The organism is Burkholderia sp. Bp9140 (assembly GCF_003853425.1).
GTDB lineage: Bacteria > Pseudomonadota > Gammaproteobacteria > Burkholderiales > Burkholderiaceae > Burkholderia.
The window spans coordinates 70,916-87,290 of record NZ_QTPQ01000013.1; the positions used below are offsets into that span (position 1 = coordinate 70,916).

The 16,375-nt window shown below is 69.0% G+C and carries 16 protein-coding genes and 1 tRNA gene; 2 read left to right on the plus strand and 15 right to left on the minus strand.

All coding sequences use genetic code 11. The annotated features are described in order from the left end of the window. Positions 1-103: 103 nt before the first annotated feature. The 3 genes from DIE21_RS13115 to DIE21_RS13125 all read right to left on the minus strand — a co-directional run bounded on the left by DIE21_RS13115 (position 104) and on the right by DIE21_RS13125 (position 3,261). On the minus strand, positions 104-1,384 hold the full coding sequence (locus tag DIE21_RS13115; RefSeq protein ID WP_124498117.1) for an O-antigen ligase: 1,281 nt from the start codon (positions 1,382-1,384) through the stop codon (positions 104-106). Positions 1,385-1,520: 136 nt separating this feature from the next. Continuing rightward, on the minus strand, positions 1,521-2,363 hold the full coding sequence (locus DIE21_RS13120) for a glycosyltransferase family 2 protein (RefSeq protein ID WP_124498118.1): 843 nt from the start codon (positions 2,361-2,363) through the stop codon (positions 1,521-1,523). 145 nt (positions 2,364-2,508) lie between these two features. Then, the gene (locus tag DIE21_RS13125; RefSeq protein ID WP_124498119.1) at positions 2,509-3,261 is read right to left on the minus strand and encodes a glycosyltransferase family 2 protein; all 753 of its coding nucleotides are present in this window, start codon (positions 3,259-3,261) and stop codon (positions 2,509-2,511) included. A 223-nt stretch (positions 3,262-3,484) separates the two neighbouring features. On the opposite strand from DIE21_RS13125, the gene msbA reads away from it, so the two are divergent. Then, positions 3,485-5,236: a lipid A export permease/ATP-binding protein MsbA gene (msbA, locus tag DIE21_RS13130; RefSeq protein WP_260426649.1), complete on the plus strand. Its 1,752-nt coding sequence runs from the start codon at positions 3,485-3,487 to the stop codon at positions 5,234-5,236. Between the two features lie 83 nt (positions 5,237-5,319). Further along, positions 5,320-5,712: an RcnB family protein gene (locus DIE21_RS13135; protein ID WP_124498121.1), complete on the plus strand. Its 393-nt coding sequence runs from the start codon at positions 5,320-5,322 to the stop codon at positions 5,710-5,712. 59 nt (positions 5,713-5,771) lie between these two features. On the opposite strand, the gene DIE21_RS13140 is transcribed toward DIE21_RS13135, so the two are convergent. From DIE21_RS13140 to hemF, 12 genes are all read right to left on the minus strand, one after another. Then, positions 5,772-6,344 carry an aromatic acid exporter family protein gene (locus tag DIE21_RS13140; protein WP_124498122.1) on the minus strand — a complete coding sequence of 191 codons (573 nt, stop codon included), beginning with the start codon at positions 6,342-6,344 and terminating at the stop codon, positions 5,772-5,774. 36 nt (positions 6,345-6,380) lie between these two features. Further along, positions 6,381-7,640, minus strand: coding sequence for an MFS transporter (locus DIE21_RS13145; RefSeq protein ID WP_124498123.1), 1,260 nt, complete (start codon positions 7,638-7,640; stop codon positions 6,381-6,383). Next, the gene (locus DIE21_RS13150) at positions 7,637-8,602 is read right to left on the minus strand and encodes a PRC-barrel domain-containing protein (RefSeq protein WP_124498124.1); all 966 of its coding nucleotides are present in this window, start codon (positions 8,600-8,602) and stop codon (positions 7,637-7,639) included. Before DIE21_RS13150 ends, DIE21_RS13145 begins: the two co-directional genes overlap by 4 nt. A gap of 258 nt (positions 8,603-8,860) precedes the next feature. Beyond that, on the minus strand, positions 8,861-9,967 hold the full coding sequence (locus DIE21_RS13155; protein WP_124498125.1) for a collagen-like triple helix repeat-containing protein: 1,107 nt from the start codon (positions 9,965-9,967) through the stop codon (positions 8,861-8,863). Positions 9,968-10,426: 459 nt separating this feature from the next. After that, positions 10,427-10,762, minus strand: a complete 336-nt coding sequence (locus tag DIE21_RS13160) for a YggL family protein (RefSeq protein WP_124498126.1) — start codon at positions 10,760-10,762, stop codon at positions 10,427-10,429. Positions 10,763-11,283: 521 nt separating this feature from the next. Continuing rightward, a tRNA-Met gene (locus DIE21_RS13165) sits at positions 11,284-11,360 on the minus strand. Positions 11,361-11,564: 204 nt separating this feature from the next. Continuing rightward, positions 11,565-13,034, minus strand: coding sequence for a ribonuclease G (rng, locus tag DIE21_RS13170; protein ID WP_124498127.1), 1,470 nt, complete (start codon positions 13,032-13,034; stop codon positions 11,565-11,567). Between the two features lie 8 nt (positions 13,035-13,042). Beyond that, on the minus strand, positions 13,043-13,675 hold the full coding sequence (locus tag DIE21_RS13175; RefSeq protein WP_124498128.1) for a nucleoside triphosphate pyrophosphatase: 633 nt from the start codon (positions 13,673-13,675) through the stop codon (positions 13,043-13,045). Between the two features lie 51 nt (positions 13,676-13,726). Continuing rightward, the gene (gene rlmH, locus DIE21_RS13180; RefSeq protein ID WP_044844705.1) at positions 13,727-14,197 is read right to left on the minus strand and encodes a 23S rRNA (pseudouridine(1915)-N(3))-methyltransferase RlmH; all 471 of its coding nucleotides are present in this window, start codon (positions 14,195-14,197) and stop codon (positions 13,727-13,729) included. Positions 14,198-14,216: 19 nt separating this feature from the next. After that, positions 14,217-14,669 carry a ribosome silencing factor gene (gene rsfS / locus DIE21_RS13185; protein ID WP_124498129.1) on the minus strand — a complete coding sequence of 151 codons (453 nt, stop codon included), beginning with the start codon at positions 14,667-14,669 and terminating at the stop codon, positions 14,217-14,219. 4 nt (positions 14,670-14,673) lie between these two features. Next, a complete protein-coding gene (locus tag DIE21_RS13190; RefSeq protein ID WP_124498130.1) occupies positions 14,674-15,387 on the minus strand; it encodes a nicotinate-nucleotide adenylyltransferase in 714 nt (237 codons plus the stop codon). Between the two features lie 40 nt (positions 15,388-15,427). Beyond that, positions 15,428-16,348 (minus strand): oxygen-dependent coproporphyrinogen oxidase, encoded by a 921-nt coding sequence (hemF, locus tag DIE21_RS13195; protein WP_124498131.1) that lies wholly within the window; start codon positions 16,346-16,348, stop codon positions 15,428-15,430. Positions 16,349-16,375: the final 27 nt, after the last annotated feature.

Below are 16,375 nucleotides of genomic sequence, written 5' to 3' on the forward strand. Positions count from 1 at the left end.
GGAGCGTGGCGACGCGTCGCGTCGATGGCGCGCGGCCGCGCGTGTGTCGCCATCGAGCCGATCCGGCCGCGCCCCGCGCCGGTCCGGTGCGAGGCGGAGCGGGTTACGCGCTGCGCCGGATCGCCGACGTCTCGCGCGGCAGCGCTTCGCCGCGCTCGGCGCAGCCGAGCAGGATGCCGGCGAGCAGCACCAGCAGGTGACCTTCGGCGAAATCGAGCAGCAGCGAATTCGCAAGGCTGCCGATCGCGAAGATCGCGAGCCACGCGAGCAGCAAGTGCTGCGAACGCGGGTCGAGCGTGCGGCTGCCGCGCGCGATCTGCACGATCAGGTTCAGGAACAGCAGTACGCCGAGCGTGCCGAGCTGTACGGCCATCAGCAGGTATTCGTTATGCGGGTTCGACGTGAGTTGACCTTCGGCGGCCGTCTTGCCCGCCGTGAGCTTCTGGAACTCGAACTCGAGACCGCCCGAGCCGTAGCCGATCACGGGGCGCTGGCGGTACAGCTCGAGCCCCTTCTTGTACCACTCGAGACGCAGCCCGGTCGACGTGGCCGCATCGGTCTGCCGATACTGCTGCACTTCCGTCACGACCTTCACGAGGCGGCCGTCGTGCACCGTGCACGCGGCGACGACGAGCGCGACGCCGGCCAGGACCAGCGCTCCGGCGGCGAGCCCCGCGCGCAATGCCGACCGGCGGCGCAGCAGCAGCACGAAACGCACCGCGACGACGAGGATCAGCAGCAGCGCGATGAGCTGTCCGGTGCGCCCCTGCAGCATCACGAACACGTTGATCAGCGACCACGCGGCGACGGCTGCATACGCGGCGCGCGACAGCGCTGTGCGGGCCGACAGCGCGAGGTCGGCGGCCTGATAGAACAGCAGCGCGCCGAACATGCCGGCCGCGATGTGGTTCTTGAACACCCACGCGCGCGACAGCGGCAGATCGGTCGCATGCGCGGGCCCGATCGCGGTCAGGCCGAGATAGTTGGTGGTCGACAGCAGCAGGATCACGCACAGCGTGCCGAACCACGCGCGCCGCACGATCGGCGCCCAGTTCGAATGGCGGAAGGCGAGTACGGCAAACGGCAGCAGCAGCAGCTTGTCGTACTTGGCGACCCAGTTCCACGCCTTCGGGTGCGGCGCGACCGTATAGGCGACGCTCGCGGCCAGCGCCGCGAGGATCAGCAGCGCGGCGAGCGATGCCGGTTCGGTGACGAACGAGCGCAGGTCGCGCCAGAATTCGGGGGAGATCACGAGCGCGGCCGCGAACAGCCCGCAGAACACGTTGGTCAGCGCGGTCGAGACGGGCACCATGCAGAGCGCGATGACGGCGAAGGCGCGGGCGGCGGTCAGGCGCCGCGTGGCGGGAGCGGAAAACGAAAGCATCGGAACCTGTCGAATGGACGAATGCGGCATGCGGGCACCGTGCTGCGCGCCGCGCGCCCCGCGGCGGCAGTGCCCGGGACGAAGCGCGCAGTATACGCGAAGCGGCGTCCGTTTCCGCGTCGTTTCCGGGGTCTGATCAGCTGAATGCGCGCTTGATCCGCGAGCGCAGCAGCGCGCGCTTCAGGCGCCCTTCGACGGCCGGCGTGTCGAGCGCGACGCGCGAGCCGGCCGGTTCGCCGCGATGCAGGTAATAGCGGTCGAACGTGGCCTGCGTCATGCCCCATTTGTTGAGGAACTGGCGGCGGCCGTCGTTCTTGACGATCTTGCCGGTGCTCTTCTGCTGGAAGTGGTAGACGAGGCTGTCGCCGACGCCAAGGAAGATCCGGCAGCCGGCGTCCCAGAATTTCATCGAGAAGTCGTTGTCGCTGCTCATCCCCGGCGACAGCTCGCTGCTGTAGCCGCCGATGCGGTTCCACCAGTCGCGGTGCACGAGCGTCGGCGGCCAGGTCGAGCCGAGCCAGTCCGCGCGCGCGAGCCGCGGCGTGGCCGCGACGAGGCCGGCCGCGTCGAACTGTTCGGCGTCGCGGCCGAAATTGCTGACGACGACGCAGGGGTTGCGCGTGTCGACCGGCTCGACCATCGTGCCGGACAGCATGAACAGGTCGGTCGGCATCTGCTCGATGCGCCGCGCGAGCGCCGCGTCCCAGCCGGGGCAGCAGTACATGTCGTCGTTCATGTAGACGACGTAGTCGCGCGTCGCGCGCGCGGCGGCCAGGTTCACCGCGTGGCAGATGCCGATGTTGGCCGGCGACGCGGTGTGCTCGATGCCTTCGCTGCGCACCCAGTCGAGCGTGCCGTCCGAGCCGTCGTTCACGTGCACGATGATCTGGTGGTCGTACGCCGAATGACGGCGCAGGCTGTCGACGACGAGCTTGAGGTACGGCAGGTTGTTCCAGGTCGGGATGATGATGGAGAACATGGCGGTCGGATTCGGTGGTCGTCGTGTCGGTGGCGCGTGGCGCGGCGCCGCGCTCGGGCGCGCATGGCACGCGGGCAGCCCGGCATTGTAACGCCGGGCCGGCCGCATGCCGGCGGCGTCAGGGGGGAGGCAGGGCGGGGCGTGCTCAGCGGGCCGCTTCGTGGCCGAGCTTCAGGAACCGGTAGTACACCGTTTCCGCGTTGAACACGGCGATCATGAAGCCCGCCCGGCCGTCGAGAAACCCGCGTCGCAGCACGTAGGTCCTGACGAACGCCCATGCGCCGCGCGCGAGCGCCTTGCCGAAGCCGCCGTGCTGGCCGGCCGCGCGGCGCTGGCGCGCGCCGGCCGTCGAATATGCATCGAGCTTGCGCACGACGGTTTCGAAATCCTCGTACGAATAATGCATCAGCTTGCCCGGCAGCCGCTGCGCGGGCGTGTCGAACACGAGCCGTTCGTGCACCAGGTCGTCGGAAAAGCGCGCGCTGCCGCGCCGGAACAGGCGTGGCACCCAGTCCGGATACCAGCCGCTGTGGCGGATCCACTGGCCGCAGAAGCTCGACAGCCGGTCGAGCGCGTAGACCTGCGCGGCCGGCGTGCGGATGGCCGCGCGGATCGACTGCGCGAGTTCCGGGCTGACCACCTCGTCGGTGTCGAGCGACAGGATCCAGTCGGTGTCGAGCGCGTCGAGCGCGCGGTTCTTCTGCGGGCCGAAGCCGGGCCAGTCGCGCTCGACGATCACGCGGGCGCCGTGCGCGCGGGCGATCGCGACGGTATCGTCGGTGCTGCCGCCGTCGATCACGACGACGTCGTTGGCGAAGGTCAGCGCGTCGAGGCACTGCGCGAGCCGCGCGGCCGCGTTGAGGGCGATGAGGGCGACGCCGAGGGTGGGTTCTGCCATGAAATCGTCGAAAAGGCGGAGAAAACGGTGAGCGGCAGTATACCCGCGCGCCGGCCGGCGGCCGCTTCGGCAACGGCCGTGCCGGCGGGGGCGGTGCAGCTATAATGTTGGGCCTTTTTCGGCACCCGCCGGACGGGGCGCATCCCGGGCAGCCATGCCCCGGGCGCCGCGTCGCGGCTCAAGAAGGATTGCCTTGGAAACCCAGAACACTCTTCGCAAACCGATGGACGGCACCGGTACGTCGCCGGTCACGGTCCTCAAGCGCCTGTGGCCGTATATCCGGCCGCTCATCGGCATCGTGCTGCTCGCCGTGATGACGATGGGCGTCGTCGCGGCCACGGAAGCCGGGATTCCTGCGCTGCTCAAGCCGCTGCTCGACCACGGCTTCGGCTCGCACGGCAGCGACCGCGCGAAATGGTACGTGCCGATCGCGGTGATCGGCCTCGCGCTCGTGCGCGGCGTGTCGCAGTACACGTCCAACTACCTGCTCAACTACGTGTCGAACCGCATCCTGCTGCAGCTGCGGCTCGAGATGTTCCAGCGGATGCTCCACACGGGCGCGTCGTTCTTCCAGCGCGAGACCGCGAGCACCGTGATCAACGCGATCGTGTTCGAGGTCAACCAGATCCTGTCGGTGCTCACGGGCGTGATGGTCACGCTCGTGCGCGACTCGCTGACCGTCGTGTTCCTGCTCGGCTACCTGTTCTACCTGAACTGGCGGCTCACGCTGATCGTCGCGGTGATCCTGCCGGGCATCGGCTGGCTCGTCAGCAAGATCAGCCGCCGCCTGCGCCGCCTGAACCGCGAGCACCAGACGCTGACGAACGAGCTGTCGTACATCGTCGAGGAGACGGTCGGCGGCTACAAGGTCGTCAAGGTGCACAACGGCGAGGCGTACGAGATGGACCGCTTCACGACGATGAGCAAGCGCCTGCGCGGCTACGCGATGCGCATGACGATCTCGGGCGGGCTCGCGCAGCCGCTCACGCAGTTCCTCGCGTCGATCGCGCTCGCGGTCGTGATCACGATCGCGGTCGTGCAGTCGTCCAACGACCAGACGACGGTCGGCGGCTTCGTCGCATTCGTCACGTCGATGCTGCTGGTGATTTCGCCGCTCAAGCACCTGATCGACGTCAACCAGCCGCTGCAGCGCGGGATGACGGCCGCCGAACTGATCTTCGGGCTGATCGACGAGCCGGCCGAGCCGCAGGGCGGCGGCCGCGCGCTGCCGCACGCGCGCGGCGAGATCGAATTCCGCGACGTGTCGTTCGACTACGGCGCATCCGAGCGGCCGACGCTCGACCGCATTTCGTTCAAGGTCGCGCCGGGCGAGATGATCGCGCTCGCGGGGCCGTCGGGCAGCGGCAAGACGACCCTCGTGAACCTCCTGCCGCGCTTCTTCGATCCGACGGGCGGCGCGATCCTGGTCGACGGCGTGCCGGTGGCCGACTACGACATCCACGCGCTGCGCGGCCAGATGGCGATGGTCAGCCAGGACGTCGTGCTGTTCAACGACACGATCGCCGCGAACGTCGCGTACGGCCAGACGCCCGATCGCGCACGCGTGCAGGCGGCGCTCGAGGCCGCGAACCTCGCCGACGCGGTCGCCGCGATGCCAGACGGGCTCGACACGCTGGTCGGCGGCAACGGGATGCGTCTGTCGGGCGGCCAGCGGCAGCGGCTCGCGATCGCGCGCGCGATCTACAAGGACGCGCCGATCCTGATCCTCGACGAGGCGACCTCCGCGCTCGATTCGGAATCCGAGCGCCACGTGCAGGCCGCGCTCGAGCGGCTGATGGAAGGGCGCACGACGCTCGTGATCGCGCACCGGCTGTCGACGATCGAGCGTGCGGACCGGATCCTCGTCCTCGAGGCCGGCAAGATCGTCGAAACGGGCAGCCACGACGAACTGCTGCGCCATGGCGGACTGTACGCGCACCTGCACCGGATCCAGTACCAGCAGCAGGCGGCGTGACGGCGGGTCGTGCGGGTGTGCTAGTCTTGACCGGGCAGGTCCAGTTGTTTCCGATTCGACGTGACGACACGGAGGAAAGAACGATGAGGAAGATGCACGGGATGATGCTGGCCGCGCTGATCGCGGCGGGTGTCGCGGCACCTGCCGCGATGGCGCAGGGGCACGGCAACGACGACAACCACGGCAATCACGGTGACCGCGGCATGCAGCGCGGCCACGGCCCGAAGCACATGCCGCCCGGCCAGGCGATGCATCGCGACGACGACGTACCGTCGCGCTGGGCCGATCAGCCGCGTCGCGACTGGCACAAGGGCGACCGGCTCCCGAACGAATTCCGCGATCGCCAGTACGTGGTCGACGACTGGCGCGGCTATCACCTGAGCCCGCCGCCGCGCGGCTATCACTGGATCGGCGTCGGCGGCGACTATCTGCTCGTGCAGATCGGCTCGGGCATCGTGCTGCGGGTCGGCCCGTAGCGTTTCCCGCCGATCATCGATTCATCCGGCTGCCGGGGCCGTGCGTCCCGGCAGCCGCGTCACTTCTTCTGGTCCGCCGCCCGGCGGAACCAGCGCCGCTCGATCCGCGACATCGCCCAGCACACGGCCAGCGCGCAGACGGTGCCGAGCGCAACTTCCCCGAGCCGCATCAGCGGAATGTCCCATAGCGGGCCGTTGCCCGGAAACAGCAGCACGATCGTCGCGGTCACGCCGCCGAGCCGTGCCGCGCTGCCGACGTTCAGGCACCAGCAGCCGACGATCGTGATCGCGACCGCAAGCGCATAGGCGACGAGGCGGTCGCCGCCGAGCGCTGCGCCCGCGAAGCCGACCAGGCCGCCGATCATCGCGCCGATGAACTGGTCGCGCGACAGCGACATCGTGTCCGAATAGTTGTGCTGCGTGACGGCGATCGCGGTGATCGCCGCCCACACCGCCTGCTCGGTGTGCAGCGCACGGCCGATCGCGTACGCGAGGCACGCGCCGCAGACGGCCTGCAGCGCCATCAACGTGCCTTGCGTGAGCCGTTCACCGAAGGTCAGCCCCTTGAACAGATCGAAGATCGACTGCTGGATCTGCTGGCGGGCCTCGTTGAGTGTCCTGATCGTATCCATCGTGTCGGGCCTGGAATCGGGTGCGGTGCGAGCGCGTCAGTGCGCCTGTTCGGACGATGCGGCGGCCGGCTCGCCGGTGGTCGCATCGCCGTTTTCGACGCGCGTCTCGGGCATCGCGAGCCAGACCAGCAGCGCCGCGAGCGCGCCGGCCGCGGCGAGCCCGAAGAAGCTGATCGCGTTGCCGAAGTGATCGGCGACATAGCCGGCCACGGCCGTGCTGAGTGTCGCGCCGATCCCGGCCGCGAGCCCGAACAGCCCGATGCACAGGTTGTAGCGGCCCTTGCCGCCCGCGACGTCAGCCGCGATCAGCGGCAGCATCACGCCGAACACGGCCGCGCTGATGCCGTCGAGCATCTGCACCGGTACCAGCAGGTACGGGCTGCTCACGCCGGCGAACAGCAGCGCGCGCACCGGCAGCGCGGAGAAGCCGAGCAGCAGGATCGGCCGGCGTCCCCAGCGTTGCGCGGAGCGGCCGACCCACGGCGACAGCATCGCGACGATGGCCTGCGGCACGATGATGCACGCGGCGATCACGAGCTGCACGTTCTCGCCCATCCCGGCCGTCACTTCGCCCGCCGCGAGGTTGAGCATCGCCGCGTTCGACAGGTGGAACAACACCACGCATGCCGCGAAGATCAGCATCCGGCGATCGCGCAGCAGCTCGAGCAGCGTCTCGCGCTCCTCGCCTTCGTCGTGATCGTCGGGCGTCGACGCATGCGGGATCACCTCGTGCGTCGGCTGGATCATCGCGAGCGCGAACAGCGCGGGCAACGCCAGCACCGCGGTCAGCCAGAACACCGCGCGCGCGGAGAAATACTCGCCGGTGAGCCCCATCAGGCCCGCCGCGACCGCGCTGCCGATCGACGCCCAGCGCGCATTGCGGCCGAGCCGGTCGCCGAGGTCGGCGCGGCCGACCAGCGAGAACGAGATCGCGGCCATCGCTGGCACGAGCATGCAGCTCGCGAAGCCGTGGAACACTTCGGCCGCGATCACCGGCACGATCGTCGGGCTCGACGCGAGCAGCACCGCGGACAGGATGATGGCCGCGATCGCCCATGCGGCCGCGCCTTTCTTGTTCTTCAGCGCGTCGACGGCGGCGCCGCCCGGCACCTGGCTGACCATCGCGCTGATCGTGCCGATCGACAGCACCATGCCGATCTCGCCCTGCGTCCATTTGTGCGACGCGAGGTAGGACGCGATGAACGGACCGAACCCGGTTTGAACGTTTGCAACGAAAAAGTTGAGCCAGTCGAGGGCCCGGAGACTGCGAACGCTGACGGAATGCTTGATCGTCATCGGGCGGCACTCGCAGACGAAGCCGGCGCGGCGGCAGTGGCCGGCGGCGAGACCGCGACGATCGGCTTGTCGGCCGCGTAGGGCGGCGACGCCTTGATCTGCGCATCGTTCAGGTCGAGCTGCGGATGCAGCGCCTTGTCGCGCGTGACGAAGCGCAGCGCGCCCCAACTCGCGGCGATCGAGCGGCGGTCGGTGTTCACGAGCCCGCCGAGATCGAGCACGACGGCTTGTGGCTGCGCGGCGCGATCGATCAGCACGTCGACGACGCGCCCGATCTTCGTGCCGTTCGGGCGCTCGACGTCGCTGTCGAGCATCGGCAGCCGCGTGGCGGGCGACGCCGCGGCCGACCCCGACAGCGGCACGGCCTTGGGCCGCGCGGCAGGCGGCAGGTCGCCCGACGGCACGTCGAGCACGATCGGCTCCTGCTTGCCGCCCGGCGTGAAGCGGAACACGCTCCACGGGAAGATGACCTTGCGGTCGCCGACGCCCATGAAGCCCTGCAGGTTGACGATCATCTCGCGCGGCTTGCCGCTCGCGTCGGCCACCATGTCGACCGCGCGGCCGATCACCTTGCCGTTGCGGCGCGCGACTTCGCTGTCGAGCAGTGCATGGATCTGGGTGCGCTCGAGCGTGCGGGTCGCGACGAGCGGGGCCGGCGGCGGAGGCGGCGGCGTCGGCGATTCGGGGCGCTGCACCGGCTTCGGCCGTGTCACCTCGCGGTGCGGCTTTTTCGGCGCTTCCGGTTCCTCCGGCTGCACGAGCGGCGGCACGGGCGGCATCGTCAGCGGTTCGCCGGCGGTTTCCTCGACGGGCTCGACGAGCGCCTCGCTGATCGGTGCGGGCGGATTCTGGGTCGGCAGCAGCCCGCAGCCGGACAGCAGCGCGGCGGCTGCGAGAATGAGGAAGACCGTCGAGGACGGGAACGACATGCGGGATGCGGGAAACGGAAGTCCGCCGCTCATTGACACTCACTCCATGGGTCGGGGGCGGGCCCGGAGGCTCGCGGCTGGCGATGGATGGCGGGTGCGGGCGGCGCACCACGCGAGGTGAGAGTTTAACGTGTCTTCCTTTCAGGACCGATTTCCGCGGAGGGATCGGGAGCGGGATGGCGGGGAAAGTGCGGCGATCGGTCGCGGGGCGGGCGGCATCGGGTGCCGCAACGCGCGCGGCGCCCGACCGTCGACGACGGGACGGGCGCCGCACGGGTGGCCGGCGTGGCGTTACTTGGCCAGCGCGCCGAGCGTCGTCGTCACCGGAGCGAGCAGGCCGCCGCCGGTCTTCGACAGCGCGCCGGTGCCGCTGCCGCCCGTCAGGCCGCCGACCGCCGACGTGAGCGCGCCTGCCGGGTTGCTGCCGCCCGTCGTGCCGCCGAGCGCACCCGTCGACAGGAGCCCCGTCACCGGTGCGAGCGGATTCGTCGCGGCGCCGCCGCCGCCGAGCAGCGCCGTGCCCGCGGTCGCGACCGTGTTGCCGGTCGCGGTCACGACGTTGCCGACGCCGGTCGTGACCGGATTGCCGCCGGTCTTCGCGAGCGTCGTGCCGGCGTTCGCGACGCCGTTGCCGACGGTCGTCACGAGGTTCGTCAGCGGCGCGCCGAGCGGCGTGCTCGCCGCGACCGTCTGCGTGACCGAACCGACCGTCGTCGTGATCGGCGTGATCGCCGAGCTGGCCGCGCCCGTCACCTGGGCGACCGGGCCGGTCGACAGTTGCGTGCCGAGCGTCGCACCGGCGCCCGCGATCGTGTTGCCGAGCGACGTCACGGCGCCGCCGACGGGCGACGTGACGGGCGCGAGCGGCGCCAGCGCCGAACCGCTGGCGCCGAGGCTCGACACGACCTCGCCCGTCGCGGCGACGGCTTCGCCGAGATTCGCAACCACGCCCCCCGTGCTCGCGACCGTCGTGCCGACCGGATTCGACGTCGCGCCGAGCTGGCCGAGGCCCGAGCCGAGGCCGGTGCCGAGCGTCGTGACGGCCGCGCCGACATCCTGCACGACCGCGCCGAGCCCCTGTGTCGTCGCGGGGTTCGTGCCGGGCAGCGACTGCGCCGCGATCGTCGTGCCGACGCCCGATATGGCGCCGCCGCCGGCCGTCACGATGTTGCTCGACGCAGCCGTTGTCTGACCGACGCCATTGGCCGATGTGCCGTCGGCGCCGTTGCCGGTGCCGACGGTCGACGCCGTCGTGTCGCCGGACCCCGATCCGGAGCCGCCGGTGCCCTGGCTCAGCGTGCCCGAGCCGCCGCACGCGGACAGCGACATCAGCGCCGCAACGCCTGCCGCGATCATGATCATTCGGAGTCCTGCCTGATGAAAGGTGGGCGTGTTCATGTCGTCCTCGTCTCGATTATGGAAATGGATCAGGCGGCCTTCGTGTGCGCCGACGTGTCGTCGCTGCGGAAGTGAAGCGGCGGGCGCGTCGTTGTCGTCTCCCTGATTGACCTGTCGCCGTGTCGCGTCTTCGCCTGAGTCGGAACCCGGAGCGCATGCAGGACGAATCGTTTGCATTCTTTCGTCTTGCTTGCCGATCGTGCCGGAAATCACCGGATTCGTGCGATCAGAGTAGGTCCGTCGACGCGAGACGTCTTTTAATGATCGTTAAATTGAAGTAAGCGTCCGATTCACGGCCGGAGTCGGGGTAATCACGATCGACGCGATGCGCGTCGTGTGATTGGTGCGGAAGGGAAGGCGGAAGGGCGGGGGCGTGCAGGGGGCCGGCGGCGTCTGCCTGGCCCGCCATCACGGCGGGCCAGGCGCGGGTGCTGCCCGAGGGGCGGAGCAGTCCGAGCGTCAGGCGTCCGGATACCACGCGTCGCTGAATTCGCTGACCTCGACGTCGGTCAGTTCCGGACGGGCGGCGAGCCATGCGCGCACGTTCTCGCGGTCGGCATCGGTCGTCGTGCCGCGCGGCGCGCCGGAGATCACGTACGCGCCGATCCCTTCGTCGGCGGACGCGACGGTCAGCAGCCCGTTCGCTTCGACGAAATCGATGAACGCATCGATCAGCTGGCCGCGCTCGAGGTCGGACAGTTCGCCGCGGTAGTGCGCGGTCGCGTTGAACGCGAGTTCCTGGAACTCGGCGATGTGGAGTTTCTTGCGCTGACGGCGGTTGTGGCGTTGGCTCATGGTGTGTGACGAGTGAATGAGAGGTGGGACAGGATAGCGCGGCGGCGGGTGCGGGCACGATGTCGACGTGCCGTGCGGCCCGGGCCCGCGCGAAAAAGTGATGCGTTGCGCCGTCGCGATATCGGGTTGTCGCGCGGTCGATCAGGAAACCGTTGTTAAACAATGGATCGACTTGGCTTTCGCGGTGCGGCTTGGCCCGGCGGCTGATTGCACGCATGACCGAATGATACAGGGATGGCGAGCCTCTTCGGCTTTGCCGAGGTCGGCGACTAGTCGAACAACAACGAGGGCCGTAGGTTGGACGAATCGCCATGCGTGCAATGGGCGTGTCGATCTCACGCCGGGAGATCTGGTTTTCCGGGTCCCGGTCGATAAGATTCAGACGCGCATCGAACATCTCCTCCTTGGCATCAGGCTTGACCGCGCTCGTCGGCTTTCCCCGTTTTGAGCGGCGGGATACGAACAAACGAATCGGCGAAATGCAAAAAGCCCGCTTGCTGTCGCAAAGCGGGCTTCGATATTGGTTGCGGGGATAGGATTTGAACCTATGACCTTCGGGTTATGAGCCCGACGAGCTGCCAGACTGCTCCACCCCGCGGCGCGAATTGTACTGGCACTGCTGCGGTGCGTCAAACGGTCAGTGAGCCACGTTGGACTCAAGCGACCGTGCTTCGCCCGCCAAGGGGTGTTCGCTTACGTTGATCGAGCCTTCGAAGATCGGCGCGATGACTGATATTTTTGCGCGACGCCCGCGGCAAGGGTTGGCGGCGATCTCCCTGTTCGGAGATCGCCACGGATTACCCTACATCAGCACGATATCGTACTGCTCCTGGCTCAGGTTCGACTCGACCTGCAGCGACACCGGCTTGCCGATGAAGTCGATCAGCATCGCGAGATGCTGCGACTCCTCGTCGAGGAACAGGTCGATTACCTGCTGCGCGGCGATCACGCGGAATTCGCGCGGGTTGAACTGGCGCGACTCGCGCAGGATCTCGCGCAGGACGTCGTAGCACACGGTGCGCGACGTCTTCACCTGGCCCTTGCCCTGGCAGGTCGGGCACGGTTCGCACAGCACGTGCGCGAGCGATTCGCGCGTGCGCTTGCGCGTCATCTCGACGAGCCCGAGCTGCGAGAAGCCGTTGACCGTCACGCGCGTGCGGTCGCGCGACAGCGCCTTCTTCAGCTCCGACAGCACCGCGTCGCGATGCTCGGCGTTCTCCATGTCGATGAAGTCGATGATGATGATCCCGCCGAGGTTGCGCAGCCGCAGCTGTCGCGCGATCGTATGCGCGGCCTCGAGGTTGGTCTTGAAGATCGTGTCGTCGAAGTTGCGCGCACCGACGTAGCCGCCGGTGTTCACGTCGATCGTCGTCATCGCCTCGGTCTGGTCGATCATCAGGTAGCCGCCCGACTTCAGGTCGACGCGGCGCGACAGCGCGCGCTGGATCTCCGTCTCGATGTTGTACAGGTCGAACAGCGGCCGCTCGCCGGTGTAGTGATGCAGTTTCGGGCTCACCGCCGGCGTGAACTCGGCCGCGAATTCCGCGAGGCGCTGGTACGTCTCGCGCGAATCGACCTGGATGCGCGTCGTGTCGTCGTTCGCGAAATCGCGCAGCACGCGCTGCGCGAGATCGAGATCCTGGTACAGCAGGCTCGTCGCCGGCAGCCGCTGCGCTTGCGCGACGATGGTCGCCCAGGTCTTGCGCAGGTAGGCGACGTCGCCGGCCAGTTCGTCGGAGGTCGCGTCCTCGGCGATCGTGCGCACGATGTAGCCGCCTTTCTCGTCCGGCGGGATCACGGCGGTCAGCCGCGCGCGCACGGCCTCGCGCTCGGCCTCGCTCTCGATCTTCTGCGAGATGCCGATGTGCGGCTCCTGCGGCAGGTAGACCAGCGTGCGGCCCGCAATGCTGACCTGCGTCGACAGCCGCGCGCCCTTCGTGCCGATCGGATCCTTGATCACCTGGACCATCAGCGTCTGGCCTTCGAACACGATCTTCTCGATCGGTTGGTGCGGCGTGCCCGACTGCGGCTCGCCGGCGAGGCGCGGATGCCAGATGTCCGCGACGTGCAGGAACGCCGCGCGCTCGAGACCGATGTCGATGAACGCGGACTGCATGCCGGGCAGCACCCGCACGACCTTGCCGAGGTAGATGTTGCCGACCCGCCCGCGCGACAGCGTGCGCTCGACGTGAAGCTCCTGCACCGCGCCTTGCTGGACGAGTGCGACCCGCGTTTCCTGCGGCGTGAGGTTGATCAGGATTTCTTCGTTCATGGTGGGATTCAGAAGGCGACGCGCGCGGTGCGCAGCAGCGCAGCAGTCTCAAAAAGGGGCAGACCCATGATACCTGAATGGGAACCGTCGATTCGCTCGATGAATTCGGCCGCGCGTCCCTGGATCGCGTATGCGCCCGCCTTGCCGAACGGCTCGCGGGTTTCGATGTAACGCTCGAACGCGTCGCGCGGCGCGGCCGCGAAGCGCACCGACGAACGCGACAGCGCGGGCGGCAGCAGTTCGCCGTCGGCGCCGATCACGGCGACGGCGGTCAGCACCTCGTGTGCGCGGCCTGCGAGGCGGGTCAGCATCGCGAGCGCGTCGTCGGCATCGGCCGGCTTGCCGAGGATCGCACCGTCGATCGTCACGGTGGTGTCCGCAACGAGCACCGGCGCGGCCGGCTTGCCGCTCGCGACGAGGCGCGCACGCGCGGCCTCGGCCTTCGCGACGGTCACGCGCTGCACGTACGCGTCGGCGGCTTCGCCGGGCAGTTCGGCTTCGAGCGCCTCGGCGTCCTCGTCGGCGCGCGGCAGCAGCAATTCGAAGCGCACGCCGATCTGCTGCAGCAGCTCCTGGCGGCGCGGGCTTTGCGAAGCGAGATAAAGGGTCGGGAAAAGGGCGGGGGACGTGCTGGACGGCATGGTGTCGTTATCTCGTTGAGCGCGCGCGGCGCGCGTCCCGAGGACGACACGTCATGCGCGGTGATAGGGATGATTCTGCGTGATGCTCCACGCCCGGTAAAGCTGTTCGGCAAGCAGCACGCGCACCATCCCGTGCGGCAGCGTCATGCTCGAGATGCGCAGCAGCAGGTCGGCGCGCGCCTTGAGTTCCGGATCGAGCCCGTCGGCGCCGCCGATCACGAACGCGACGTCACGGCCGTCCTGCTGCCAGCCCGGCAGCGCCTGCGCGAGCTGCATCGTGGTCCAGTCGCGGCCGCGCTCGTCGAGCGCGACGATGCGCGCGCCCTTCGGCAGCGCGGCCTCGATCTTCTGCCGCTCGGCCGCCATCACGCTTTCCGCGCTGCGGCCGCCCGAACGCAGTTCGGGCTTGATCTCGCGCAGTTCGATGCGCAGTTCCGGCGGCATCCGCTTCGTGTATTCGTCGAAGCCGGACGCGATCCAGCCAGGCATCTTGTGGCCGACCGCGAGGATGAAAAGCTTCATCGGGACGACTCGCCGCGACTCAGCGGCGGCGGGCGGCCGTCTTGCGCGCCGGAGCCGGGCGTGCGGGCGCTTCTTCCTCGTCGTCCTCGTCCTCGCTGGCCGTCGCGAAACCGTTCGGGCCCTTGCTGCCGCCGAGCTTCATCCGCACGGGCTTGTCGCCCCAGATCTCCTCGAGGTTGTAGTACTGGCGCAGCGCCGGTTGCAGGATGTGCACGATTGCGTCGCCGCAGTCGACCAGCACCCATTCGCCGGTGTCTTCGCCCTCGGAGCTGACGATGTCGCCGCCGGCTTCCTTGACCTTGTCGCGCACGCTCGACGCGAGCGCCTTGGTCTGGCGGTTCGACGTGCCGGACGCGACGATCACGCGGTCGAACAGTTCGGTCAGGTGGCTGGTGTTGAACACCTTGATGTCTTGCGCCTTGATGTCTTCGAGAGCGTCGACGATCACGCGCTGCAGTTTGCGGATATCCATGGAATCAGGAATGGTAGAGACGGTGTTGAAGAATATAGGCCCAGACGGCGGCCGGCACATGCTCGGCCGACGCATCGGGCATTTGCGCGTGACGCGCGATGCATTCGCGCAGGTGCGCACGGATGTCGGTTGCGGCGATATCGAACGCCAGCGTCGTGTCGATCAGCAGGCGGCCGGCCGGCGTCGCCTTCAGCACGTCGGCGCCGGCCTGCCGCCGCGCGATTTCCTGCGCGACGTCCGGCGGCGCCGCGCCGAGGTCGAAGCCCGGGCGCGTCGACGCACAGATGTGCGCATGGTCGAACAGCTTGCGCCAGTCGCGCCAGGTGTCGAGCCGCACCAGCTGGTCGGCGCCGATCAGCAGCGACAGCGACGCATCGGGGCCGATCCGCTCGCGCCAGCGCGCGAGCGTCTCGACCGTATAGGTCGGCCCCGCGTGCTCGATCTCGTCGGTCGCGACGGTGACCGTCACGCCGGGCAGCGACAGCGAGCCGGCAGCGGCGCGCGTCATCGCGAGCCGATGCTCGGCGGCCGACACATCGCGCTTCTGGTACGGCTGCCCGGCGGGCAGCAGCGCGAGCTCGGTCAGGCCGAGCACCTCGGCGAACCGGCGCGCGAGCGCGAGGTGGCCGTCGTGGATCGGGTCGAACGTGCCGCCCAGCAGGCCGATGCGACGTAACGGCGGGCGCGGCTGCGGGGTGGGGCGGGCGATGGTGTCCAGAAAAACGTGTCCTGTTCTTGGGGCGGTGGTGCGCGGCGGGTCAGACCCAGTCGCGCGGCACGAGGAAGTCGCTCAGGCGTGCCTCCGGCGAGCCCGGCTCGGGCTGCCAGTTGTAGCGCCAGTTCGCGACCGGCGGCATCGACATCAGGATCGATTCGGTCCGGCCGCCGCTTTGCAGGCCGAACAGCGTGCCGCGGTCGAACACCAGGTTGAATTCGACGTAGCGGCCGCGCCGGTAAGCCTGGAACTCGCGCTCGCGCTCGCCGTACGGCAGCTCGGCACGGCGCTCGACGATCGGCAGGTACGCGTTCAGGAACGCGTCGCCGACGCTCTGCATCATCTCAAACGAGCGTTCGAATCCGGGTTCGGCGAAATCGTCGAAGAAGATCCCGCCGATCCCGCGCGTCTCGTTGCGGTGCTTCAGGAAGAAATACTCGTCGCACCACGTCTTGAAACGCGGGTAGAGCTCGGCGCCGAACGGGGCGAGCGCGTCCTTGCAGGTCTGGTGGAAATGCCGCGCGTCGTCCTCGAACGGATAAAACGGTGTCAGATCCATCCCGCCGCCGAACCAGAAGATCGGCGCCTCGCCCGGCTTCGTCGCGATCAGCATCCGCACGTTCATGTGCACGGTCGGACAGTACGGGTTGCGCGGGTGCAGCACGAGCGACACGCCGAGCGCCTCGAAGCCGCGGCCGGCCAGCTGCGGGCGCGCGGCGCTCGCCGACGGCGGCAGCGCGTCGCCCGCGACGTCGGAAAAACCGATCCCCGCGCGCTCGAACACGCGGCCGCCTTCGAGAATCCGCGTGCAGCCGCCGCCGCGCAGGCGCTCTTCAGGCCCGCGCTGCCATGCGTCGGTCGCAAGCGGCGTGCCGTCGAGCGCGCCGAGCGCGTCGGCGATGCGTGTCTGCAGGCCCTGGAGGTACGTGCGCACGCGCGCCACGTCGTAGGTCGAATCGGTCATGTCTGGACTGGGTGCCCCCGCACGAAG

Bases quoted from the DNA above. Each gene is read 5' to 3' on its own strand.
- rsfS (WP_124498129.1), bottom strand. From the start codon at position 14,669: ATGGATATCCGCAAACTGCAGCGCGTGATCGTCGACGCTCTCGAAGAC.
- DIE21_RS13160 (WP_124498126.1), bottom strand. From the start codon at position 10,762: ATGAGCCAACGCCACAACCGCCGTCAGCGCAAGAAACTCCACATCGCC.
- DIE21_RS13145 (WP_124498123.1), bottom strand. From the start codon at position 7,640: ATGACGATCAAGCATTCCGTCAGCGTTCGCAGTCTCCGGGCCCTCGAC.
- DIE21_RS13155 (WP_124498125.1), bottom strand. From the start codon at position 9,967: ATGAACACGCCCACCTTTCATCAGGCAGGACTCCGAATGATCATGATC.
- DIE21_RS13140 (WP_124498122.1), bottom strand. From the start codon at position 6,344: ATGGATACGATCAGGACACTCAACGAGGCCCGCCAGCAGATCCAGCAG.
- DIE21_RS13120 (WP_124498118.1), bottom strand. From the start codon at position 2,363: ATGTTCTCCATCATCATCCCGACCTGGAACAACCTGCCGTACCTCAAG.
- hemF (WP_124498131.1), bottom strand. From the start codon at position 16,348: ATGACCGATTCGACCTACGACGTGGCGCGCGTGCGCACGTACCTCCAG.
- DIE21_RS13135 (WP_124498121.1), top strand. From the start codon at position 5,320: ATGAGGAAGATGCACGGGATGATGCTGGCCGCGCTGATCGCGGCGGGT.
- msbA (WP_260426649.1), top strand. From the start codon at position 3,485: ATGGACGGCACCGGTACGTCGCCGGTCACGGTCCTCAAGCGCCTGTGG.
- DIE21_RS13175 (WP_124498128.1), bottom strand. From the start codon at position 13,675: ATGCCGTCCAGCACGTCCCCCGCCCTTTTCCCGACCCTTTATCTCGCT.
- rng (WP_124498127.1), bottom strand. From the start codon at position 13,034: ATGAACGAAGAAATCCTGATCAACCTCACGCCGCAGGAAACGCGGGTC.
- DIE21_RS13150 (WP_124498124.1), bottom strand. From the start codon at position 8,602: ATGAGCGGCGGACTTCCGTTTCCCGCATCCCGCATGTCGTTCCCGTCC.
- rlmH (WP_044844705.1), bottom strand. From the start codon at position 14,197: ATGAAGCTTTTCATCCTCGCGGTCGGCCACAAGATGCCTGGCTGGATC.
- DIE21_RS13125 (WP_124498119.1), bottom strand. From the start codon at position 3,261: ATGGCAGAACCCACCCTCGGCGTCGCCCTCATCGCCCTCAACGCGGCC.
- DIE21_RS13115 (WP_124498117.1), bottom strand. From the start codon at position 1,384: ATGCTTTCGTTTTCCGCTCCCGCCACGCGGCGCCTGACCGCCGCCCGC.